Raw genomic sequence first — 22610 nt, 5'->3', positions numbered from 1 at the left:
CCCGAGCATTCAAGGCAGGAAATTCATTCGTATGCAAATGATATCAAGCCGGCAGGAATTGTCAAAGCCAGAGTTTGCACGGCTGTTGGCCCCGGTGCACCCGGAACGCATTTGTTATGCCATGAGAGGTTGACGCAGCCGGCCATCTGGTCAAGTTTCTGCGTCCGGTCGCGTTTTCATTGGAGCCTAAGCTCAAGACCAAGAAAATAAGGAGGCTCCATGGCCGACGAAGCGCTTGTCGTTATCGACCTGCAGAACGATTTCTGCCCGGGTGGCGCCCTTGAAGTGGCCGGTGGCGACGAAATCGTGCCGTTGGTCAATGACCTGATCCGGCGGACCGAGCACGTCCTGCTGACGCAGGACTGGCACCCTGCCGGCCATTCGAGCTTTGCCTCCAGCCACCCCGGCAAGCACCCGTTCGAAACGATCGACGTGCCTTATGGCCACCAGACGCTGTGGCCGGATCACTGCATCCAGGGCAGCCTGGGATCGGATTTCCATTCGGGCCTCGCCTGGAGCAAGGCCGAGTTGGTGATCCGCAAGGGGTTCCGTCCTGCGATCGACAGCTATTCCGCATTCTTCGAGAACGACCGGACGACGCCGACCGGCCTTGCCGGCTATCTCCGGGATCGGAACATCGAGACGCTGACCCTGGTCGGCCTGGCGACGGATTTCTGCGTCGCCTTTTCGGCGCTCGACGCGGTCAAGCTCGGTTTTGAGACGTCCGTGCGGCTCGACGCCTGCCGCGGCATCGATCTCAACGGCTCCGTGGAGAGGATGCTGGGCCGGATGCGCGATGCCGGCGTGACACTGATTTGAACGTCATCCAGCCGAACCTGACAGACTTTTGAGGGGCTTCATGCGGTTTGCGGCGTTGACGGCAAGTGCTGCACTTGTTGCAGCAATCTTTTCTCCGAATGCGGTTCTCGCGGCCGAAGCGCACGAATTGCCGGGCGCCGCCATGTCGCTTTGGTGGGTGCTGCCGTTTGCCGGGCTATTGCTTTGCATCGCGACCGGCCCGCTGCTGTTCCATCATGCTTGGGAGCACCATTACGGCAAGATCGCTGCCTTCTGGGCAGCGTTGGTGATCGGGCCGCTGGCCATCGCCTTCGGCATCCCGTCCGCCACGCAGGCAGTGCTGCATGCGCTGCTCACCGAATACATGTCGTTCATCATCCTGCTGTTTGCGCTGTTCACCATTTCGGGCGGTATCTTCGTTGCCGGCAACATACACGGCACGCCGCTGGTCAATGCCGGGCTGTTGCTGGGAGGGGCGCTGCTTGCCTCGATCATTGGCACAACCGGCGCCTCGATGATCCTGATCCGGCCGCTCATCCGCGCCAACGACAACCGGCGCTTCAACGCCCATGTCGTCATCTTTTTCATCTTCCTGGTGTCCAACATCGGCGGGTCGCTAACGCCGCTGGGCGATCCGCCGCTGTTCGTCGGCTTTCTGCGCGGCGTCGATTTCTTCTGGACGACAGTTCACCTGCTGCCCGAGACGCTGTTCGTCGCCGGCGTGGTGCTGGCTGTTTTCCTGGCGATCGACATCATCATGCATCGCCGGGAGGAAGGCGCGCCGAAGATCAAGGATCCGACGCCCGACAGCAAGGTGCGCATTCGCGGCCTGGCCAACATCCCGCTGCTGGCCGGCGTAATCGCCGCGATCCTGATTTCCGCTGCCTGGAAGCCGGGAGTGAGTTTCTCATTTCAGGGTGTCAGCCTCGAGCTGCAGAATCTGGTGCGGGACGCCGCCATCCTGATACTGGCCTTCACTTCGCTTGTCGTCTCGCCGAAGGAGTTTCGCGGCGCAAACGCCTTCAACTGGGGGCCGATTGCCGAGGTGGCGAAGCTGTTCGCCAGCATCTTCATCTGCATCGTGCCGGTCGTCGCCATATTGCGGGCCGGGCTCGATGGCGCGCTGGCGCCGTTGGTACTGCTGGTCAGTTCGCCGACCGGCGCGCCGGACAACCTTGCCTATTTCTGGCTGACCGGAGCGCTGTCGTCCTTCCTCGACAATGCGCCGACCTATCTGGTGTTCTTCGAGCTGGCTGGCGGCGATGCGCAGCATCTGATGACCGAGCTCGCCTCGACGCTGGCGGCGATCTCGGCAGGCGCGGTGTTCATGGGCGCCAACACCTATGTCGGCAATGCGCCGAATTTCATGGTCTATGCCATTGCCAGGCATCGCGGCATCAAGATGCCGAGCTTCTTTGGCTATATGGCATGGTCGGGCGCGGTGCTGATCCCGACATTCCTGCTTGCCGGCTTGCTGTTCTTTGCCTGATCATCCGACGCCGACATAGCGACGGACCGCGGAGGGATCGGAACGCAGTTCCTCGACATCGACCGTCTCGCGGTTGCGGCCGTTTTCGATGAAACAAACGCGGTCTGCGACCGACAGCACGGCATCGACGCGCTGCTCGACAAGAATTGTCGACACGCCAAGCGCACGCAGCTTCGACACGGTTTCGCGGATCTTGGCGATCATCGACGGCATCAGCCCTTCGGTCGGCTCGTCGAGCAGGAGCACCTGCGGTTCCAGACACAGGGCGCGGGCCATGGCCAGCATCTGCTGCTCGCCGCCGGATAGCGTGCCCGAACGCTGCCTGAGGCGCTGGCGCAACAGCGGGAAGAGATCGAGCACGTTCTCGCGCGTCGCCTTGCCCTTGTTGCGGGCCATCAGGCCGATCTCGATGTTTTCCGCCACCGTCATCTCGGCGAACAGCCGCCGGCCCTGCGGCACGTAGGCGACGCCGGCCTTGGGCACCTCGTGCGCCGGCAAGCCGCTCAATTCCCGCCCTTCGAGCCTGATCGAGCCGGAGCTTACCGGCACCAGGCCCATGATTGCCTTCAGCGTCGTCGTCTTGCCGGCGCCGTTGCGGCCGAACAGGCAGAGCACTTCGCCCTCGTTCAAGACAAGATCGAGGCCATAGAGCACCTGGACCTCGCCATAGAAGCAGTCGACCCCGGAGATCGTCAGTGCCTTGGACTGGGCCTCAGCCATGGGTCGTCCCCAGATAGGCGTCCTGCACCGCGGCATTGGCGCGGATCTGCTCGGGCGTGCCTTCAGCCAAGATCCTGCCGGCGTTGAAGACGGTGATGCGGTCGGCGAGCCGCATGACCACCGGCATGTTGTGCTCGATCAAAAGCACGGTGGCGCTATCGGCGATCTCGCGCACCAGCTCGATGAAATTGTCGATCTCGCTGTCGGCAAGCCCTTGCGTCGGTTCGTCGAGGATCAGCAGCCGCGGCTTCAGTGCCAGTCCCATTGCCACTTCCAGCAACCGCTGGTGACCGTAGGACAATTGCCCGGCAGGCATTTGCGCCCGGTCGGCAAGGCCGGTGCGCTCGAGAGCCGCCATGACGCCGGTGTGAACCGCGCCCTTCGAGCGGCCGTCGGTCAGCGTGCGCTGCACCGGCAGGGCAACATTGTCGTAGGCGCTGAGATTGGCAAAGACGCTGGTGATCTGGAACGTATAGGCGATGCCGAGGCGAACCCGGGCGTAGGCAGGCAGGCTGGTGATGTCGGCGCCGTCGAAGACGATCATGCCCGACGAGGGCTGGATGCGGCCGCTGACCAGGCTGACGAAGGTGGTCTTGCCGGCACCGTTGGGGCCGATAATGGCGCGAATCTCGCCCGGTATCAGCGCGAAGTCGACGCCGTCGACGGCACGCAAGCCGCCGAAACTGCGCGACAGGCCTTTGGTGGTGAGCAGCGGCATCATGGCAACCACCCGAGCCAGCGCTGGCGGATGCTGCCGAGAATGCCTCTCGGGAAGAACAGCACCAGCAGGATGAGCGCTATGCCGACGACCAGCAGATAGGCCGAGGTGTAGCCGCTGGCGACGTCGATGACATAATACATGAACAGCGTGCCGATCAGCGGACCGAGCGTGGTGGCGGCACCGCCCAGCAGCACCCAGAGCAGCGGCAGGATGGAGTATTGCACCGAGGCGAAGCTCGAGCCGACATAGCCGAACAGCAGCGCATAGGCCGCGCCGGAAGCCGCGCAGATGCTGCCGGAGATGACGACGGCGGCGAGCTTGCTGGAGAACGTGTCGTAGCCGAACATCTTGGTCCGCTCCTCGTTCTCGCGGATGGCGACCAGCACGCGACCGTAGCCGGAGCGGACTATCGCCAGGCTTATGAGCAGCACGATCGAGAACAGTGCCAGCGCGCTCATATAGCGCACGGTTGGGTTGGTGAGGTCGAGTGACGTGCTGCCCAGGACAAGGACACGCATCGGCTGCGGCACGACCATGCCCTGGTCGCCACCGGTCCAGGCAGCGAAATAAAGAATGACGAGATAAAATACCTGAGCGAACATCATGGTGACGATCATGAAGGCGACGCCGGAGGTGCGCAGCGCCAGCAGCCCGATCACCAGCGCGAGAAGCGCGCCGCAGGCAAGCCCGGCTGCGAAGGCGGCCGGCACGCTCCAGCCGAGATGGATGACGGCAAGGCCGGCGCCATAGAGCCCGGCTGAAAAGAACATGGCATGGCCGAGGCTGAGCAGCCCGACATAGCCGAACAGCAGATTGTAGCCCATGGCGAAGACCGCCAGCACCATGATGCGGGCGAGCAGGCCGTGATGGTATTCCGGCAGGACGAAGCTAAGCCCGAAAAGCAGGGCGATGACGCCGAGGTGCAGCGCATATTGCTTTGCCGGCGAAGCATCCTTCATCGCGATGTCGTCCCGAATAGGCCCTGCGGCCGGAACACCAGCACCATGGCGACGAGCAAGGTGGCGATGATCTTGGCCAGCGTCGGTGAGAAGAACACCGAGATGATGCCGTCGGAAAGGCCGATCAGCACCGCGGCGACGACCGTGCCGCGCAGCGAGCCGAGGCCGCCGATGATGACGACGATGAACGACAGCAACAGCGGGTCCTGTCCCATCAGATAGTGGGCCTGGCTGATCGGCACGATCAGCACCGCGGCGACAGCAGCCAGCATGGCGCCGAGCGCGAAAACACCGGCATAGACTCTGGTCACCGGGATGCCGAAGGCCTGCGCCGTCTCGCTGTCATATTGCGTGGCGCGCATGACGAGGCCGATTTTCGTGCGCGTCAGCACCAGCCAGGTCGCGACCAGCAGCAGCGCCGACGCGGCGATGATCGACAGCTTGTAGCCGGAATAGCCGAACCACGGCAGGAGGATGCGGTAGCTGAACGGCGGCTCCACCGGCCGCGCCTCCGGGCCGTAGAAGGTCAGCGCCAATTGCTGGATGATGTAGAGCATGCCGATGGTGGCGACGATGGTGGCTTCCGGATTGTAGTTGAGCCGGCACAGCACCAGCCGTTCGGCGAGCAGCGCGATCAGGCCGACGATCAGCGGCGCCAGCACCAGGGCGGCCAGGAAGCCGAGCGCCGGATGGCCGGATATCGCCGTTGAGATCGCCCAGGCAAGCACCGCGCCCAGCATGAAGAACTCGCCATGCGCGACATTGACGACGCGCATGACGCCGAACACCAGCGACAGCCCAAGCGCCGTCAGCGCCAGCACGGCGGAGGTGACGAGGCCTTCGAGGGCGGCGAGGAGCAGGTGAGGTCCGAAGTGCATCGCCTAAGCACCGGCGGATGCGCGAAGCACCCCCCTCTGGCCAGAGGGGGGTATCTTGGCGCTCACGCTTGCTGCAGCAGCCAAGCTCACAGCGTCTGCGTCGTGTAATCCCCCTCAGGCTCGTAGAGGCCGTCCTCGATCTTGGTCTTGTGGACGACATTCAGCCGGCCGCCTTCAACCTTGGAGATGTTCTGGATGCCAAAGCACTGGTGGATCTTGCCGTTGAAGGTTTTCGGCCCTTGCGGGTGCTCCGGCCCCTCGGCGAACTCGGTCAACGCCTCGGTCGCCTCGACCAGCTTGGCGCGGTCTTCCGAGCCCTTGTAGCCGGCATCCTCCATCGCCTTCTTGACGACGTAGAGCGTTTCCCAGCAGCCGAACATGTGCGCGGCGGTGGAGACGTCCTTGGGGTCGCCGACGGCGGCACCATTGTCGTCGATGCCGACGGCGGCGCGGTAGGCTTTCTGCGCAGGGGAGTCATCGGGCTGCGCATAACGCGGCGAGCCTTCCCAGAAATGGCTGCCGTCGAGGAATTCGAGGCCGGGGCTGTTGATGTCGGTGGCTTCGAGCGAATCGATGAAGCCGAACAATTGCGGCCGATTGGAGCCGTAGAACTCGCCGAGCTCCTTGACGAAGGTGAGCACCGCCGGGCCGACCATGACGTGGTAGATCACCTCGGTCTCTGCGGGGATCTGCGGGAAATATTTGGTGAAGGAGGATTCCGTCGGCGGAATCGCGATCTGCGCAATGACCTCGGCGCCTTGCGCCTTCAGGGCCGGCGGCAGGTAGTCGCGATGGTCGTAGCCGAAAGCGAAATCGGGGAAGATCTGCGTCACCTTCTTGCCGGCATTGGCGGCAATCCACGGCGCCATCGACTGGATCTGGCTCTTCACATCGGTGATGCCGGGCTGGAAGACGTAGCGGTTCAACTTGGTCGAGGCGACGTGGTGGCCTTCGCTGACAACGAAATAGGGCATCTTGGCCTCGCCGGCGGCCGGCGCCGAGCCGATGACGACATGCGAAAACAGCGTGCCGTAGACGATATCGGTCTTGTGCTGAGAGGCGAACTTGCCGACGACTTCGGCGCCCCGGCCGGGATCGGTGCCGTCATCCTCAATGATCACCTCGACGGGTCGGCCGTTGATGCCGCCGGCATCGTTGATCGCCTTGACGGCAGCCGCTGTGGTCTTCTCGTACCAGCGGCCATAGGCGGCGCCGATGCCGGTGCGGTGCGACTGGAAGCCGATCTTGATCGGCGCCGAGTTCTGCGCCTGGCTGTAACGCACGAAACCCGGCGCGACGGCAAGACCGGCGCCGGCGGCAAGGCCCTTCAGCGCCGTGCGGCGGGTGAGAGCGGATCTGGAGAGATCGAAAAACCCATTCTTGTCAGTCACGGCAGTTCCCCTTGTTTTTGAGCTTTGACCAATGGCTGTAGCAGGCAGGCCACTCTTGTTAAGAGGGGCGAAAATTGCATGTGTACAAACTAAATCACCAAAGCTCTGACGTGGCAAGCGAGCTTTCCCCAAGGTTCGATTGACGGCCATCGCACACCTCGTTCATCCGGCGCTCGGCGTCGCAAGCAGCCATAGGCCGAGGACGGTGTAGGCGATCATCAGCACGGTGAGCGGGAACTGGCTGAGCGCGGCGCGAGCCGGAATGGCGTGCAGCCGCCAGGCCAAGCCATGGGCGACAAGCACAGCAAGCATGTGGCCGCCAATGATGACGCCGGCCTGGAGGTTCCACAGCCACCACGCCGAGCCGGCGCCGGCGACAACGCCGGCTTCAATTGACATGTCTGCGGTACCGAACAGGTTCCAGCCAAACGCAAACGGGTCGGAGAGAGCGGCAATTGCATATTGGCCGTCGACCAGCAGCGCCGTCAGATAATGCGCGAAGTGGTAGGCGAGCGCGATCGGTACGATCGACCAGGCCAAAAGCCCGGCGGCGTGACCGAGCGAATGGTTGCTGCCGGCAAGGTGCTGGCCAAGAAAGACGGCTAGCGCGAACACGGCCGCAAGCACGGCAAAGCTCAGCACAAGACCGAAACTGCCGATGCCGATCAAAGCGGTGCGTCCAGGAAACTCCAGCGGATTGATGCCGAACCAGCCTAGCCAGAAGAAGGTTTTCGACAGGCCGTCGAAGGACACAGACGACAGCGCAAGCAGCAGGAAAGCGACGCCGCTGAGCGGTAGCGGCGCGCCACCGAGCAGCTTGGCACCCGGCCAGCAGAGTTTGAGCCGGCCGTCTTCGTTGCGCTCGATGATGGCGAAGTGCGCTACCATGGAAAAGAACACCGTCAGGAACTCACCGCGCAGGCTCCAGTCGCGGTATCCGACGACCTGCATAGCGGCAAAGGTCAGCAGCCAATAGGCGCCGGCGGCCCAGGCCAGCCGCGCCGGATCGTCTGGCGCAGGGTCGATCAGCTCGAACCAGGCGAAGGCGAAGAACAGCAGGAAAGCCGGCCAATAGCCGAGCCGTTGGGGGAGCAGATTCGGCTGCGTTCTGCCGGACAGGCGCGAGGCGACGCGGCATGGCCCGTACCAGGGGTTGAGCCACGACCAGAGATCGCCGGCGAGCCCCTGCAACAGAGCCAGGCCAACCCAGAGCAGCGTCCACACGGTCAGCGGCAGCGGATTGGAAAGCGGATCGCGGCTGCCGAACAGGCCGGCGGCAATCAGAATTGCAAAGCCGACAAAGGATACCAGGCTGACGGCAGTCCGCGCGCCGTCGCCGAAGGTAAAAAGCGGCAGGCGTTTGCGCCAGAAGCGGTCGAGGGAGTCCGGCGGCAGTAGAGCCAGGACAAGGAAGCTGGCGGCAACCGCGAGCGCGCCACCGACGACGTAGTAGCCGGTGGGAAGCAGCAGGACATGGCCGCGGTCGGAGGCGTGGGCGAAGGCGGGCGTGGATGGGAATGCCAAGGAAGCGACGAGGCCGGGAAAGGGCCTGATTGCCGAAATGCAGCGCTCTACAGCGCCCCCCTCTGTCCTGCCGGACATCTCAAGCGGGGAGATCGGCGGTTCCGCCGTCGGCTCTCCTTCTGCAACTTCAGCAATTGGCGAAAGCAGCAATGAGGGCGCAATCTCCCCCCTCGCGGGGAAGATGTCCGGCAGGACAGAGGGGGGCGCGAAGGAACTCATACTACGCAAGAGTTCCCCTACTTCACACCTTCACCAACTGCTCCACGCGGTCCTTCTGGCCGAAGATGCGCAAATAGCGCTCGATCTCTTTCTCGTCGCCTGTCGACTTGGCCGGATTGTCGGAAAGCTTGACCGCCGGCCTGCCGTTGGCTTCGGTGACCTTGCAGACCAGCGAGATGGCGTCTAGCCGGTTGGTCTCGGTCGGCGCGCAGCCCTCGAAATCGTTGGTCAGGTTGGTGCCCCAGCCGAAGGACATGCGCACCTTGCCGCGGAAATGGCGATAGGTTTCCTCGATGGTCTCGACCTCCAGCCCATCCGAGAAGATGAGCAGCTTCTGCTTGGGGTCCTTGCCCTTTTCGCGCCACCAGGAAATGATTTTCTCGCCGCCTTCGATCGGCGGCGCGCTGTCGGGGCGGAAGCCGGTCCAGTCGGCGACCCAGTCCGGTGCATCGCGCAGGAACGCCGCAGTGCCGAAGGTGTCCGGCAGTACGATCAGCAGGTTGCCGCCGTAGTAGCGCTGCCAGTCCTGCAGCACGTTGTAGGGCGACCGTTTCAATTCCTTTTCCGAATTGGTGAGCGCGGCGAACACCATCGGCAGCTCATGCGCGTTGGTGCCGAGCGCCTCGAGATCGTTGTCCATGGCGAGCAGCACGTTGGAGGTGCCAGTGAAGGCCTCGCCGATGCCCTCCTTCAACGCTTCGACGCACCAGCGCTGCCACAGGAAAGAATGACGGCGGCGGGTGCCGAAATCCGAGATGCGGATGCCGGGCAGCGCCTTCAGCCGCTCGGTCTTGGCCCACATCTTGGCCTTGGCGCGGGCATAGAGCACGTCGAGCGCGAACGGCCCGAACGCCCGCATGGCCGCGCGAGATCGAAGTTCATTGATAATTGCCAGCGCCGGGATCTCCCACAGCGTCGTGTACATCCACGGACCGCTGAAGGCGAGTTCGTATTGGCCGTCGCGCTTGGAAAGCTCGTATTCGGGCAGCCGGAAATTTTCCAGCCAGGCGAGGAATTCCGGTTCGAATATCTGCTTGCGGCCATAGAAGGTGTTGCCGCCGAGCCAGATCATCTCTTTCTTAGAGAAGCGCAAGGTGCGGGCATGGTCGAGCTGCTCGCGCAGCTCCGTCTCATCGATCTCCTCGGCAAGGCGGACCGAGGTGGTGCGGTTGATCAGCGAGAAGGTGGCGTCGACCTTGGGATACATACCCCAGATCATCTGCAGCATCAGAAGCTTGTAGAAATCGGTGTCGAGCAAGCTGCGGACGATCGGGTCGAGCTTCCAGGTGTGATTGTAGACGCGCCGCGCTATATCGGTCTTTGCCATCGCTTAATGCGCCTTCGTTGCTCGCTCTAGCTTTTGTCTAGCGCAATTCCGGACGGAAAACCGCTGCGCACTTTTCCTGGAATTGCTCCAAATGCCTCTTAGCATCGAATTTTTGAACGCGCCTCCCGCTTTGCGGGCTGGCCCGACAAAAAGAAGCCCCTGCTGCAAGCGGCGCCTACGGCAGTTTCGGCCTCAGGATGCGGTCTTGGCGCCGACCACCTTGAGCGCTGGACGCTTGCGGCGAATGCCGATGCGGCCTGCCACCGGTGCGTCAGCGCGGCGGTCGGCCTGTTCTTTCTCGGCAAACAGCCAGTCGATGAACAATTGCACGATCGGCGCCGACCGCATCTCGTTGCGGCAGACGACGTAGAAATCGTCGACGGCCGGCACGGAAAGACTGAACGGGGCGACAAGCAGGCCCCTGGCGAGCAGTCCGCTTGCCGTCACCGTATCGCCGAGCGCCACGCCATGGCCGTGAACCGCGGCCTCGGTCGCCATCCGCGCATCGCCGAGATGATGGCGACGGCCGCGCTCGAGGTCCAGCGCGTCGGCGGCGGCCAGCCAGGTATGCCATTCGCGGCCGTCGTCGCCATGCAGGAAGACGTGATCGGCGAGGTCGCGGACGGTGCGGATCGGGCGGTTGTTGATCAGCGTCGGGCTGACCACCGGGAACAGTTCGAGGCCCGACCATTTGCGCATCCAGCAGTCGGTCCAGCTGCCGTCGCCATAGTGCACGCAGACATCGATATGCGGTGCGCGGACGTCCTTGGCATCATTGGATGGGATCAGCGTCAGCCTGATATCCGGATATTGCGAGGTGAAGCTGCCCAGCCGCGGGATCATCCACAGCAACAGTAACGCCGGCACGCAGGATACAGAGAGAACGCCGGTGCTGGCCGGTCTCGTCATGCGCTGCGTGGCGGCGGCAATGCCGTCGAAGGCGGTCGACACCGCCGGCAGCAGCTCGGCGCCGTGCGGCGTCAGCTTCACCCGCTGACCGGCACGCTCGAACAGCTTGACACCCAACGATTGCTCGAGCGCCTTGATCTGATGGCTAATGGCGCCGTGGGTGACGTTGAGCTCAGCCGCCGCCTTGCTCAGCGAGGCGTGGCGCGCCGTCGCCTCGAAGGCGCGCAGCGGGTTGAGCGGTGGCAAACGCTTGGCCATTTGGACCCTGGGCTCTGTGAGATTTTCTCACAGATAACACACTAACAATATCAATTGATTTTTCAATGCAGCTACGGGACACTTTGCCCAGGCATTGCATCAAGACGTGAAATCTGCAGGCAGCCGGCGGCTGCGGCTATCGAGGCCGCCGCCCGCGCGCCGCACCAGCCATGGAGGACCGACATGGGTTACGACCGCGGCAAGCTCGAAGCATTGCGCCGCAAATACGGCGAGAGCCATGGCGGCGAAATGTTCGACCTGAAATTCCAGCGTGTCGCCGACAAGATCTTCTCCAAGACCGGCACGCGACTGGCGCCCTATTCCGGCATCCCGACCTTCCTCGCGGCGCCCTATCGTGAAATCGCCGCCGACAATCCGGATTTCGGCGATCTGCAGGTGGCGATGATCGGTGTGCCGATGGATCTGGGCGTCACCAACCGGCCGGGCGCCCGTTTCGGGCCAAGGGCGTTGCGCGCCATCGAGCGCATCGGCCCCTACAATCATGTGCTGGAATGCGCACCGACGCATGAGCTGAAGGTCGCCGACATCGGCGACGTGCCGTTCCAGAGCCGCTACCGGCTGGAGACCAGCCATGACGACATCGAACGCCGCACCAACCAGATCGTCGACGCCGGCGTCCTGCCCTTGTCTGTCGGCGGCGACCATTCGATCAGCCACCCGATCCTGAAGGCGGTCGGCAAGAAGGCGCCGGTGGGCATGATCCATATCGACGCTCATTGCGATACCAGCGGCCTGTTCGACATGACCAAGTTCCACCATGGCGGGCCGTTCCGCAACGCGGTGCTGGACGGCGTGCTCGACCCGAGCCGCACCATCCAGATCGGCATTCGCGGCTCGGCCGAATATCTGTGGGAGTTCACCTATGAGTCCGGTATGACCGTGGTGCATGCCGAAGAGGTGACCGGCCTCGGCATTCCCGCCATTATCGAGAAGGCGCGCAGGATAGTCGGCGACGGCCCGACCTATGTCTCCTTCGACATCGACAGCATCGATCCGGCCTTCGCACCGGGCACCGGCACGCCGGAGGTCGGCGGGCTGACGACGCGGGAAGTGCTCGAGCTGCTGCGCGGCCTGAAGGGCCTCAATATCGTCGGCGGCGACGTCGTCGAGGTGGCGCCGCAATATGACGCAACCACCAACACGGCGCATGCCGGCGCGCAGGTGCTGTTCGAGATCCTCAGCCTGATGGTGTTCAGCCCGGCAATCACCAGCAAAGCGGGCTGACACGCTCGACCATGATCCCGAAAAGTGGGAACCGGTTTTCGGAGAAGATCATGGTCCACTAGAGAACCCAAAGGCGACCGCCGCGCTGGAGCCGGCGGCCGCATTCAACAAACAAGCTTCCAGCAGGGGAATAACAATGACACTTCACATGAAACTCAAATCATCCATCGCCGCCGTGCTGATGCTCGGGGCGACCGGTCTTGCTTCCACCACCCAGGCCGTCAATGCCGACGCCATCGACGACATCACCAAGGCCGGTGCGATCAATGTCGGCATCTTTTCCGACTTCCCGCCCTTCTCCTCGGCCAGCGCCGACATGAGCATCAAGGGCTACGACATCGACGTGGCGCAATCCATCGCCGACCAGCTCAAGGTCAAGCTCAATCTGGTCAGCGTGACCGGCCAGAACCGCATTCCGTACCTGACCGACAAACGCGTCGACCTGCTAATGAGCGTCGGCTACTCCAAGGAGCGTGAGCAGGTGATCGATTTCGCCGCCGCCTACGCACCCTACTACATCGCCGTCATCGGCCCGGCAGCACTCTCGGTCAAAGGCAAGGAAGACCTTGCCGACAAGTCGATCGCCGTCAATCGCGGCACGCTGGAGGACACCTCGCTGACCGAGGCGGCACCCGCCTCGGCCGACATCCGCCGTTTCGACAACTATAATTCCGTCATCCAGGCGTTCATCTCGGGCCAGACCCAACTGATGGTGGTCGGCAACGATGTCGGCGCCCAGGTGCTGGCTCGCCAGGAGGAACTGAAGCCGGAGCAGAAATTCCAGCTTCTCACCTCGCCCTCGCATATCGGCCTCAATAAGAAGGAAGACCGCCTCAAGCAAGCGGTCAACGATGCGGTCGCCAAGATGCTGGCCGACGGCAAACTGGACGAAAGCTCGAAGGCCTGGCTGAAGACACCGCTCGATCCCGCCAATCTCAAGGATTGACGGCCAGTGACCTATAGCCTCGACTTCGGCTGGCTTGCCGGGGCGACAGGGGCGATCGCGCGCGGCGCGGCCACGACGATCCTGCTGATCGCTGTGACCACGCTGGCGGGAACGTTGCTCAGCATCCTCGGCGCGGCAGGGCGGCGGAACGGTCCGCTGCTGCTCAAGCGGGCGATCGGCTGGTATGTCGAGGTGATCCGCAACACGCCGTTCCTGGTGCAGCTGTTCTTCATCTTCTTCGGGCTGCCCAGCATCGGCGTCAGGCTCGATCCGGTGCTGGCAGCCATGTTGGCGATGACGCTCAACATGGCCGCCTACACGATCGAGATCGTTGGCGCCGGGCTCGACGCGGTGCCGCCCGGGCAGACGGAAGCGGCACTGGCGCTTGGGCTCAGGCCGCGCCAGGTCTTCATCAAGATCGTGCTGCCGCAGGCGCTCAAGGTGATCTATCCGGCGCTGACCAGCCAGATCGTCATCATGATGCTGGAATCCGCCGTGGTGTCACAGATCGCGGTGCGCGAGCTGACCTATGAAGCCGACATGCTGCAGGCGCGCACGTTCCGGGCTTTCGAGACCTATTTCGTGGTGACGATGGTCTATCTCGCCCTGTCGATCGGGCTGCGCCGGCTGCTGGTCGGCGGCGGGCGCCGGCTTCTCGGAGCCGGTGTGTCATGATCGAATTCACCTTCTGGGATATTCTGCGCAACCTGCTGCTGGCGGCGCGTTGGACGGTGCTCTTGTCGTTGGCTGCGTTTATGGGCGGCGCCGTGGTTGGTATGGTCGTGCTGTTCTTCCGGATCGCCAAGAATAAATGGGCACGGCGGCTTGCCTCCGGCTACATCGCGCTTTTCCAGGGCACGCCGCTGCTGATGCAGCTCTTCCTGATGTTCTTCGGCTTGCCGATGCTGGGCCTGCGCATCGAGCCGTGGACCGCGGCGGTGCTTGGTCTGACCTTCTTCGCCAGCGCCTATCTCGCCGAGATCTGGCGCGGCGGCGTCGATGCGCTGCCGCGCGGCCAGTGGGACGCCGGCGCCAGCCTCGGCCTGCACTACCTGCAGGAGCTCAGGCTGATCATTCTGCCGCAGGCGTTTTCGATCACCCGCGCACCGACGGTCGGCTTCCTGGTGCAGCTGATCAAGTCGACCGCGCTGACCTCGATCATCGGTTTCGAGGAGCTGGTGAGGACATCCAACGCGATCAACAATGCGACCTTCGAACCGTTCAAAGTCTATGGGCTGGTAGCGCTGATCTTCTTCGCCATGTGCTTCCCGCTGACGCAATACGCACGTTCGCTCGAGCAGCGGGCGGCCGCCCGCTGAGCCGGGCGACCAGCAATTCAACGCCCGAATACCAGCGGCGGCGCGATTCTGTCCCGCCGCAGCCAGCGCCCCAGCAGGAGTGCAGCAACCACCGCCAGTCCCGACGACAGGCCGATCCAGATGCCGACGCCATGGAAGCCGAAACGGAAGGCGAGCAGCACGCCGAGCGGCAGGCCGATGCCCCAATAGCCGATCGCGGCGTAGATCATCGGCACCTTGGTGTCGTGCAGCCCGCGCAGCATGCCGCTGGCTACCGCCTGCGCGCCGTCAAAAACCTGGAACAGCGCGGCAAAAGCGAGGAACGACACGGCAAGCGCCACCACCTCGGCATTAGCCGGATTGCCCCCATCGATGAAGGCGCCGATCAAGAGATGCGGCCACAAGATCATCACCAGCCCCATCAGCGCCATGAAGGAGACACCGACGACATAGGCGGTCCAGCCAGCCCGGCTGACACCTTCCGGATTGCCGGCGCCGTGGGCGAGCCCGACGCGCACCGTCACCGCCTGGTTGAGGCCGAGCGGCACCATGAAGGTGACCGAGGCGATCTGGATGGCGATCGCATGGGCGGCAAGCGAAGCCGCATCGATCAGGCCCATGAGAAAGGCCGCCGCGTTGAAGATCGTCACCTCGAACGCCAGCAGGCCGGCGATCGGCAGGCCGAGCCGCAGCAGGCCCTTGAAGCGCGGCCAATCGGCGCGCCAGAAGCGTCCGAACAGACGATAGCGCCGGAATTTCTTCTCAAGCATCACCACCGTCGCCATGCCGGCGAACATCAGCGTACTGGACAAAGTGGTGGCAAGGCCGGAGCCGGCGATGCCCATCGATTGGATGCCGAGATTGCCGAACATGAACAGCCAGTTGAAGAAGGCATTGCAGGCGACGGCAACGAAAACGATGATCAGTGCCCAGCCCGGCCGCTCCAGCGCCGAAATGAACGAGCGCAGGACGATATAGCCGAAAAAGGGCAGCACCGCCCATTCGAGCCAGCGCAGATAGATACCCGCCTGATGCGCCAGCGCCGGCTCCTGCCCCATGGCCAGCAACACGCTCTCGCCGTGCCAGAGAAGGGCCCATATCGGAAGGCAGATGAGGATCGCCAGCCACAGACCCTGGCGCACGGTGCGGCGCAGGTCGCGCACCGAGTGGCGGTGACGGCCGAGCTCGGTCGCCATCATCGGCGAGGTCGCCAGCATCAGGCCAAGTCCAAAGATCAGCGGCATGAAATAGAGGTTGGCGCCAAGCGCGCCGCTGGCCAGCGTGTCCGGCCCCAGCCGCCCCATCATCATGACGTCGGTAGCGGTCATCGCGGTCTGGCCGAGATTGGTCAGCACCATCGGCCAGGCGAGCGCCAGCATCGCCCTGATTTCCCGACGCCAAAGGTTTTCCGGCGCGCGAGCGTCGGCTTCGATCGCAGACATTCCAGTTTTCCGCCTATCCGATTGCGGCACGTCGGCAAGAGCCGGAAGCCGCATCTCAGCGCAGAAACGGCCACGATCGGCCGGATTCCGCATTACGACGGGTTTGTCTATGAAATAGGCACCGGTGGCAAGGGGCTGACTTGCGGAAGGGTTAAGCCAGTCAGCTCAATGCAGGCTGTTGGAGAGGCTATGGAAGCCGCTATGGTCACGGTGGATTCATTTGAAAGGCACCCTGATGAGCGCGTTTCCCGAAATCTATCTGGTTCGGCATGGCGAGACGGAATGGAGTGCATCCGGAAAGCATACCGGCCGGACCGACATACCGCTGACGCCGGCCGGCGAGGACGCTGCGAGGCGGGTCACTGAGCGGCTAAAGGGCCTGTCCTTCTCGGCGGTGTGGTCGAGCCCGTCGCAGCGCGCCTTCAACACCTGTGCGCTGGCCGGCTTCGGCTCTTCGGGCGTAAAAAAGGACGATCTGGCAGAGTGGGATTATGGTGCCTATGAGGGATTGACCACCAAGCAAATCCTTGCCGAACGTCCAGGCTGGCGTCTCTTTCGCGACGGTTGCCCGAGGGGCGAATCAGCCGCGGACGTCGGCTCGAGGGCGGACCGCATCGTCAGCCAGCTGCGCCAGGCCAACGGCAACATCCTGGTGTTTTCAAGCTCGCATTTCCTGCGAGTGCTGGCTGCGCGCTGGCTCGGCCTGCCGCCGCAAGAGGGCGCGCTGTTCGTGCTGGATACCGCCAGCATAAGCGTGCTCGGTTATGAGCATGATCTCGACGAGCCGGTTGTTCGGCGCTGGAACCAGCGATAGCGCGTGAAAGCCGTTCGACCTATATGATCGCGTCCAGCGACCGCCTTTGCCTGTGCATTTCGAGGAACACGCGGTAGTCGCGGTCGAACCGGCCGGCGGCAGCCGGATTGGGCTCTCGCGTCCTGCCGCCTTGCTGCATGGCAACGCAGGCGGCATTCAAATCGGGAAAAAGCCTGGCCGCGGTGGCGGCAATCATGCCGGTGCCGAGCAGCACCGCCTCGTCCGCCAGCGGCTCGACCACCGTGCAGCCGGTGGCGTCGGCATAGAGTTCCATCAACAGCGGGTTCTTAGTGTGGCCGCCGGTGACGTGCAGCGTGTCGATCAGATAGCCGTTCTCGTTCAGTGCTTCCAGCACATGGCGGACGCCAAGCGCGATGCTGACGGCGGTGCGCCAGTAAAGCTTGCACAGGCTGTCGAAGGAGGAATCCAGTGTCAGTCCGCTAATGACGCCGACGGCATGCGGGTCGGCAAGCGGCGAGCGGTTGCCATGGAAATCCGGCAATACATGCAGCCTTGCGGCGAGGTTGCCACCCTCGGCGGCGCGCAGCTCGGCGACGCGGCGGGCGATCCTGGCATGCATTACGGCATCCGGCTCGCCGCCGGCGCCATGCCAGCGGATGATGTGATCGAGCAGCGCTCCTGTGGCCGACTGGCCGCCTTCCGACAGCCAAAGACCGGGAAGGGCTGCGCCATAATATGGCCCCCAGACACCGGCGAAAGGCTGCGGATCTGGCGACATCGCCATGACGCAACTCGACGTACCGGCAATCAGGGCCAGATGGCGGCCGATGTTCGTCGCGTCACCTGCGAAACCGCCGAGCACGCCGAGCGCGCCGGCATAGGCATCGATGACGCCGGCGCCGACCCGGCATTTTTCGGTGAGGCCAAGCTCCGCCGCGGCTTGCGCGCTGAGCGGACCGATATCTGCGCCGACCGGGCTCGCCTTCTCTGGCAAATTGCCGTGCTCGAAAAGGTCGCCGAGCCCGACCGCTTCGAAGAAGTCGCGCCGCCAGCCGGTCGCTTCATGGGCCAGATAGGTCCATTTGGCGGTCAGCGTGCATTGCGAACGGGCGAGCGAGCCGGTCGCCTTCCAGGTGAGGAAGTCGGTAAGGTCGAACAGGTAGCCGGCTTCGTTCCATGTTCCGGGCAGGTTGCGCTTCAGCCACATCAGCTTCGGCGTTTCCATTTCCGGCGACATGACGCCGCCGATATAGTCGAGCACGGCGTGGCCGCTTTCGGTGCATTCATCGGCCTCGGCAATTGCGCGATGGTCGAGCCAGACGATGGTGTCCCAGCGCCTTTCGCCAGTAACGGATACGCTGAGCTGGCCGCCATGCCGGTCCCGCACCACCAGCGAGCAGGTGGCGTCAAAAGAGATGCCGACGATATCCTCAGCCTTCACGTGCGCCTTTTCGCGGGCAGCACGCACGGCACTGCACACCGCCGACCAGATATCCTGCGAATCGTGCTCGGCGTGATCGGCCTTCGGCTGTTGCATGGCGATCGGGTGCTCGGCGCGGCCGAGCAAGGCGCCACCGGTGTCGAGAATGCCGGCACGGGCGCTTCCGGTGCCGACATCGACCGCGCAAACGAAACTATTGGTCAAGGTGTTCTTGCTCTCGCTCCCAGGCCTGCAATCAGATCGGGCAATTGCAGCATGTCAGCGAATATAAAGTCCGGCTCACTCGACGCAAGCCGCGCTTTCAAGGCCGGGTTGCCGGTGTGCGAGCCGCCGGTGAAGGCAAGGACGCGCATGCCGGCCGCCCGCGCCGCTTCGATGCCGGCCGGGCTGTCCTCGACGACGAGGCAGTTTCGCGGGGCCGCTCTCATTTTATCTGCTGCATGGAGAAAGAGATCGGGCGCCGGTTTGCCCCGCGCCACCATGGCAGCGCTGAACAGATGCGGCTCCAGCAGCCCAAGCAGCCCCGTAACCTCGAGCGCATAGCGGATGCGCTCCAGCGTGCCGGAGGAGGCGACGCAGCACGGCACGCCGAGCTTCGGCAGGACCTGTGCGATGCCTGGCATCGGTTTCAGCTCCTGGCGGAACTTGCGCATCAGTTCGGAGCGCATCTCGGTCAGATGCTGGTCGGTGAGATCGAGCCCGAAGTCGCTTGCGAGGATTTCGCGGACGCTCTTCATGCTCTTGCCGAGGAAGTGCTCGTAGGCAATGTCCTCGCTGACGTTGCCGCCGGCAAGCGCGATCATCTCCAGCAATGCCGAGACGGACAGCATCTCACTGTCCACCAGCACGCCGTCACAGTCGAAAATGACCAGTTCAGGCGTCATCGCGCTGGATCGGCTTCAGAGGTCGCCGGCGAGATAGCGCGTCAGTGTCGCGCGCGCGCCGTCCGCCCACAGCGATTTGAGCGCATGGGCGAACGCTTCGGCGAAGGGCGGCGAGCGGCCGACATCGCCATAGATGTCCTCCATGGCAAGCCAGGCGCCAGGCATGTCCCTGGCCGCCTTGGCCGTCGCCTGCAACCGGCCCCAGTTAGGGTCGTTGGGCTCGGTGACGGCACCGGAATCCGTCGTGCCGAAGCAGTAGCGACACCAGAGCGCAGATTCCAGCGCCAGGCCGGTGACGCTTTTGCCAGCCTTCAGCCGGTCGGCGATCGTCGGAATGATGAATTTCGGCTGGCGGTTGGAGCCGTCGAGGCAAAGCCGGCGTATGGTGTCGCCGATCTTCGGATTGGAGAAGCGGTGCTCGATGAGCTGGTAGTAATCTTCGAGGTCGGTGTCCGGAACCGGCGGCACGGTCGGGATGATCTCATTATGCTCGAGCTTGTCGAGGAAGCCGCGTACCAGCGGCTCATGCATCGCCTCATGGACGAAATGGATGTCCATCAGCCCGGCCGGATAGGCGATGGTCGCATGGCCGCCATTGAGGATGCGGATCTTCATCAGCTCATAGGGCGCGACGTCGCTGACGAACTGCACGCCGACCTTTTCCAGCGGCGGCCGGCCGTCGGTGAAACGGTCCTCCAGCACCCATTGCTTAAACGGTTCGCAAAACACCGGCCAATTGTCGTCGAGGCCGAACTCGCTGGCGAGAATGCCGCGCTCGCGGTCGGTGGTGGCCGGCGTGATGCGATCGACCATGCCATTGGGAAAGGCAACCTTCTCGCTCACCCAGTTTGCCAAACCTTCGTCGATCAGCCGCGCAAGGCCGATGACGCCATCTGAGGTGACATGGCCGTTATGGGGGATGTTGTCGCAGGACATGACGGTGAAGGGCACGATACCGTCGGCGCGGCGGCGTAGCAGCCCGGCGAGGATGAGGCCGAAGACGGTCTTCGGCGTCGCCCCCGGCTCAGCGTCGGCAACGATGTCGGGATGTGTCGGATTGAAGACGCCAGAAGCCGGATCGATGAAATAGCCGCCCTCGGTGATAGTCAGGGAAACGATCTTGATCGCCGGATCGGCAAGCCGCTCGACAATTGCGATCGCGTCGCCAGGCACCAGGAAGTCGATCATGACGCCGGTGACGCGCGCGCTCATATGGCCGCTGTCCTGCTCGACCACGGTGGTCAGCCAGTCCTGCTCCTGCAGCTTGCCGCGGCCGACCTTCTCGCCCTCGAAGACGCCGGCGCCGACGATAGCCCAGTCGTGGCCAACGCCCGAGTTGAACAGGTCGTCGAGGTAGACGGCCTGGTGCGAGCGATGGAAATTGCCGACGCCGAAATGCACGATGCCGGCCTTGAGCGCGGCGCGATCGTATTTCGGGCCGGCGACCTTGGGCGGCAGCTTGGCTAGGATGGAAGAAGAGAGTTTCACGGTCATCTGCTTTACCCTTTAGCGGGACGGCTCTTTCCCCCGTGAGGAGACGGGGAGAAGAGCGCCTTCGCCCCCCTCAACTCATCCACTGGCCGCCATCGACATTGTAGGTCTGGGCGACGATGTATCCGGCCTCATCGCTGGCCAGGAACACCGCCATGCCGGTGAGGTCTTGCGCCGTGCCCATGCGGCCATAAGGCACGGCTTCGCCGACCAGTCTCTTCTTCTCGCCCCTCGGCCGGTTCTCGAACTTGGCGAACAAGGCATCGACATGATCCCAGTGCTCGCCGTCAACGACCCCCGGTGCTATCGCGTTGACATTGATGCCGTGTTTGATCAGGTCGAGCCCTGCCGACTGGGTGAGCGAGATGACCGCCGCCTTGGTGGCGCAGTAGACGGCGACCAGCGCCTCGCCGCGGCGCCCGGCTTGGCTTGCCATGTTGATGATCTTGCCGCCCTTGCCGCGGGCAATCATAGAACGGGCGGCGGCCTGCAACGTAAACAGCGTGCCGGCGACGTTGACCGAAAACAATTTGTCGTAGCTTGTCTTGGTGATCTCGACGATCGGCGCCAGGTCGAACAGGGCGGCGTTGTTGATCAAGATATCGAGGCTGCCGGCCCTGGTTTCGACCGCCTTGACGGCCGCATCGATCGACGCGAGATCGGTGACGTCCAGCATCACCGCGTAGGCGTTGCCGCCGATTTCGGAAGCCGTCTTCTCGGCAGCCTCGAGATTGATGTCGCCGATGGCGACCGTCGCTCCCTCCCGCATGTAGGCTTCGGCGAACGCCCTGCCGATGCCGCGCGCCGATCCGGTGATCAGCGCCGATTTACCCCGGAGCCTCATTGCAGCATCGCCTTCCCATCGGTGCCGAAACGATGCAGCTTGGCCTTGTCCGGCGTCAGATAGATCGTGTCGCCGTGATGGGCGGCCAATTCGCCGTCGGCACGCACCGTCAGCTGCCCGACGCCATCCGCCTGGACGTGCAAAAACGTGTCGGAGCCGAGATGCTCGGCAACGCCGACCGTCGCCTTCCAGTCGCCTGACGCCTTCGAAATGTTCATATGCTCCGGGCGGATGCCGACTGTCTTGGCGCCATATTTGGCGGCCGGCGCGCCTTCGATCAGGTTCATCTTCGGCGAACCTATGAAGCCGGCAACGAACAGGTTCTTCGGCGTCTTGTAGAGCTCCATCGGCGAGCCGACCTGCTCGATATTGCCGGCATTGAGCACGACGATCTTGTCGGCCATGGTCATCGCCTCGATCTGGTCGTGGGTGACGTAGACCATGGTGGTCTGGAGCTGGTGGTGCAGTTCACTGATTTCCAGCCGCATGGTGCCGCGCAGCGCCGCGTCGAGATTGGACAACGGTTCGTCGAACAGGAAGGCCGATGGCTGGCGGACGATGGCGCGGCCGATGGCGACACGCTGCCGCTGGCCGCCGGAGAGCTGGCCGGGGCGGCGGTCGAGGTAGTTGGTGAGGTTCAGGATCCGCGCGGCGTCCTTCACCTTCTTGTCGATGGTTGCCTGGTCCTCGCCCGCCATCTTCAGCGGGAAGGCGATGTTCTTGGCCACCGTCATGTGCGGGTAGAGCGCATAGGACTGGAACACCATGGCCAGCTTACGCTTGGCCGGCGCCTCCCCGGTGACGTCGCGGCCATCGATGATGATGGTGCCGCCGCTGGTATCCTCCAGACCGGCGATCAGACGCAACAGGGTGGATTTGCCGCAGCCCGACGGACCGACGAAGACGACGAACTCTCCGTCCTCGATGACCAGATCAAGGCCGGGGATGATGGACGTCGCCCCGAAGGATTTGGAGACGTTCTTGAGCGTGATGTTTCCCATGGTTTCCTCCCCCGAAGGGCTATCCTTTTCGTTTTGCGTCAGGCGATGCC

Annotated in this window: 21 protein-coding genes; 7 read left to right on the top strand and 14 right to left on the bottom strand. The window is 63.6% G+C overall.

The features are described 5' to 3' along the window. Window positions 1-219: 219 nt before the first annotated feature. Both pncA and NKH78_RS06395 read left to right on the top strand, forming a co-directional pair. Window positions 220-819: a bifunctional nicotinamidase/pyrazinamidase gene (gene pncA / locus NKH78_RS06400; RefSeq protein ID WP_023676971.1), complete on the top strand. Its 600-nt coding sequence runs from the start codon at window positions 220-222 to the stop codon at window positions 817-819. A gap of 40 nt (window positions 820-859) precedes the next feature. Then, entirely contained in the window at window positions 860-2287 is a 1428-nt protein-coding gene (locus NKH78_RS06395) for a sodium:proton antiporter (RefSeq protein ID WP_352736695.1), read from the top strand. Here NKH78_RS06395 and NKH78_RS06390 read toward each other — a convergent pair whose 3' ends face one another. The 8 genes from NKH78_RS06390 to gcvA form a co-directional block, all read right to left on the bottom strand. Then, complete coding sequence (locus NKH78_RS06390; protein WP_352472376.1) at window positions 2288-3007, bottom strand: ABC transporter ATP-binding protein; 720 nt, start codon at window positions 3005-3007, stop codon at window positions 2288-2290. Continuing rightward, window positions 3000-3728 carry an ABC transporter ATP-binding protein gene (locus NKH78_RS06385; RefSeq protein ID WP_352736693.1) on the bottom strand — a complete coding sequence of 243 codons (729 nt, stop codon included), beginning with the start codon at window positions 3726-3728 and terminating at the stop codon, window positions 3000-3002. Before NKH78_RS06385 ends, NKH78_RS06390 begins: the two co-directional genes overlap by 8 nt. Further along, a complete protein-coding gene (locus NKH78_RS06380; RefSeq protein ID WP_352736691.1) occupies window positions 3725-4687 on the bottom strand; it encodes a branched-chain amino acid ABC transporter permease in 963 nt (320 codons plus the stop codon). Before NKH78_RS06380 ends, NKH78_RS06385 begins: the two co-directional genes overlap by 4 nt. After that, the gene (locus NKH78_RS06375) at window positions 4684-5565 is read right to left on the bottom strand and encodes a branched-chain amino acid ABC transporter permease (RefSeq protein ID WP_352882333.1); all 882 of its coding nucleotides are present in this window, start codon (window positions 5563-5565) and stop codon (window positions 4684-4686) included. Before NKH78_RS06375 ends, NKH78_RS06380 begins: the two co-directional genes overlap by 4 nt. An 86-nt stretch (window positions 5566-5651) precedes the next feature. Next, the gene (locus tag NKH78_RS06370; protein WP_352736690.1) at window positions 5652-6956 is read right to left on the bottom strand and encodes an ABC transporter substrate-binding protein; all 1305 of its coding nucleotides are present in this window, start codon (window positions 6954-6956) and stop codon (window positions 5652-5654) included. A 162-nt stretch (window positions 6957-7118) separates the two neighbouring features. After that, window positions 7119-8558 (bottom strand): hypothetical protein, encoded by a 1440-nt coding sequence (locus NKH78_RS06365; protein ID WP_352769572.1) that lies wholly within the window; start codon window positions 8556-8558, stop codon window positions 7119-7121. Window positions 8559-8721: 163 nt separating this feature from the next. Further along, window positions 8722-10026 carry a nicotinate phosphoribosyltransferase gene (gene pncB, locus NKH78_RS06360; RefSeq protein ID WP_352472380.1) on the bottom strand — a complete coding sequence of 435 codons (1305 nt, stop codon included), beginning with the start codon at window positions 10024-10026 and terminating at the stop codon, window positions 8722-8724. A 192-nt stretch (window positions 10027-10218) separates the two neighbouring features. Further along, window positions 10219-11193 (bottom strand): transcriptional regulator GcvA, encoded by a 975-nt coding sequence (gene gcvA, locus NKH78_RS06355; protein ID WP_023676980.1) that lies wholly within the window; start codon window positions 11191-11193, stop codon window positions 10219-10221. 183 nt (window positions 11194-11376) lie between these two features. On the opposite strand from gcvA, the gene speB reads away from it, so the two are divergent. From speB to NKH78_RS06335, 4 genes are all read left to right on the top strand, one after another. Then, window positions 11377-12438 carry an agmatinase gene (gene speB / locus NKH78_RS06350; RefSeq protein ID WP_352736686.1) on the top strand — a complete coding sequence of 354 codons (1062 nt, stop codon included), beginning with the start codon at window positions 11377-11379 and terminating at the stop codon, window positions 12436-12438. A 136-nt stretch (window positions 12439-12574) separates the two neighbouring features. Further along, complete coding sequence (locus tag NKH78_RS06345) at window positions 12575-13384, top strand: transporter substrate-binding domain-containing protein (RefSeq protein ID WP_352701025.1); 810 nt, start codon at window positions 12575-12577, stop codon at window positions 13382-13384. 6 nt (window positions 13385-13390) lie between these two features. Further along, window positions 13391-14059: an amino acid ABC transporter permease gene (locus tag NKH78_RS06340; protein ID WP_254815843.1), complete on the top strand. Its 669-nt coding sequence runs from the start codon at window positions 13391-13393 to the stop codon at window positions 14057-14059. Next, entirely contained in the window at window positions 14056-14703 is a 648-nt protein-coding gene (locus NKH78_RS06335; RefSeq protein ID WP_352736684.1) for an amino acid ABC transporter permease, read from the top strand. The genes NKH78_RS06340 and NKH78_RS06335 overlap by 4 nt, the downstream gene beginning before the upstream one ends. Before the next feature lie 17 nt (window positions 14704-14720). Here NKH78_RS06335 and NKH78_RS06330 read toward each other — a convergent pair whose 3' ends face one another. Continuing rightward, window positions 14721-16124 (bottom strand): MATE family efflux transporter, encoded by a 1404-nt coding sequence (locus tag NKH78_RS06330; RefSeq protein WP_352736682.1) that lies wholly within the window; start codon window positions 16122-16124, stop codon window positions 14721-14723. 232 nt (window positions 16125-16356) lie between these two features. Between NKH78_RS06330 and NKH78_RS06325 the strand changes: the two genes are divergently transcribed. Beyond that, complete coding sequence (locus NKH78_RS06325) at window positions 16357-16938, top strand: histidine phosphatase family protein (protein WP_352686648.1); 582 nt, start codon at window positions 16357-16359, stop codon at window positions 16936-16938. A 19-nt stretch (window positions 16939-16957) separates the two neighbouring features. On the opposite strand, the gene NKH78_RS06320 is transcribed toward NKH78_RS06325, so the two are convergent. The 5 genes from NKH78_RS06320 to NKH78_RS06300 form a co-directional block, all read right to left on the bottom strand. Next, the gene (locus NKH78_RS06320) at window positions 16958-18544 is read right to left on the bottom strand and encodes an FGGY-family carbohydrate kinase (protein ID WP_352686365.1); all 1587 of its coding nucleotides are present in this window, start codon (window positions 18542-18544) and stop codon (window positions 16958-16960) included. Beyond that, window positions 18541-19224 (bottom strand): HAD family hydrolase, encoded by a 684-nt coding sequence (locus tag NKH78_RS06315; protein WP_254815839.1) that lies wholly within the window; start codon window positions 19222-19224, stop codon window positions 18541-18543. The genes NKH78_RS06320 and NKH78_RS06315 overlap by 4 nt, the downstream gene beginning before the upstream one ends. Before the next feature lie 15 nt (window positions 19225-19239). Continuing rightward, a complete protein-coding gene (locus tag NKH78_RS06310) occupies window positions 19240-20718 on the bottom strand; it encodes a mannitol dehydrogenase family protein (RefSeq protein WP_352686362.1) in 1479 nt (492 codons plus the stop codon). A 70-nt stretch (window positions 20719-20788) separates the two neighbouring features. Then, window positions 20789-21559: an L-iditol 2-dehydrogenase gene (locus tag NKH78_RS06305; protein ID WP_352686359.1), complete on the bottom strand. Its 771-nt coding sequence runs from the start codon at window positions 21557-21559 to the stop codon at window positions 20789-20791. Next, window positions 21556-22560: an ABC transporter ATP-binding protein gene (locus tag NKH78_RS06300; RefSeq protein ID WP_352686356.1), complete on the bottom strand. Its 1005-nt coding sequence runs from the start codon at window positions 22558-22560 to the stop codon at window positions 21556-21558. Before NKH78_RS06300 ends, NKH78_RS06305 begins: the two co-directional genes overlap by 4 nt. Between the last annotated feature and the right edge of the window lie 50 nt (window positions 22561-22610).

Source organism: Mesorhizobium sp. M0910 (assembly GCF_040319465.1).
In the GTDB taxonomy this organism is placed as follows: Bacteria; Pseudomonadota; Alphaproteobacteria; order Rhizobiales; family Rhizobiaceae; genus Mesorhizobium.
This window is presented reverse-complemented; position numbering and strand designations above follow the sequence as displayed.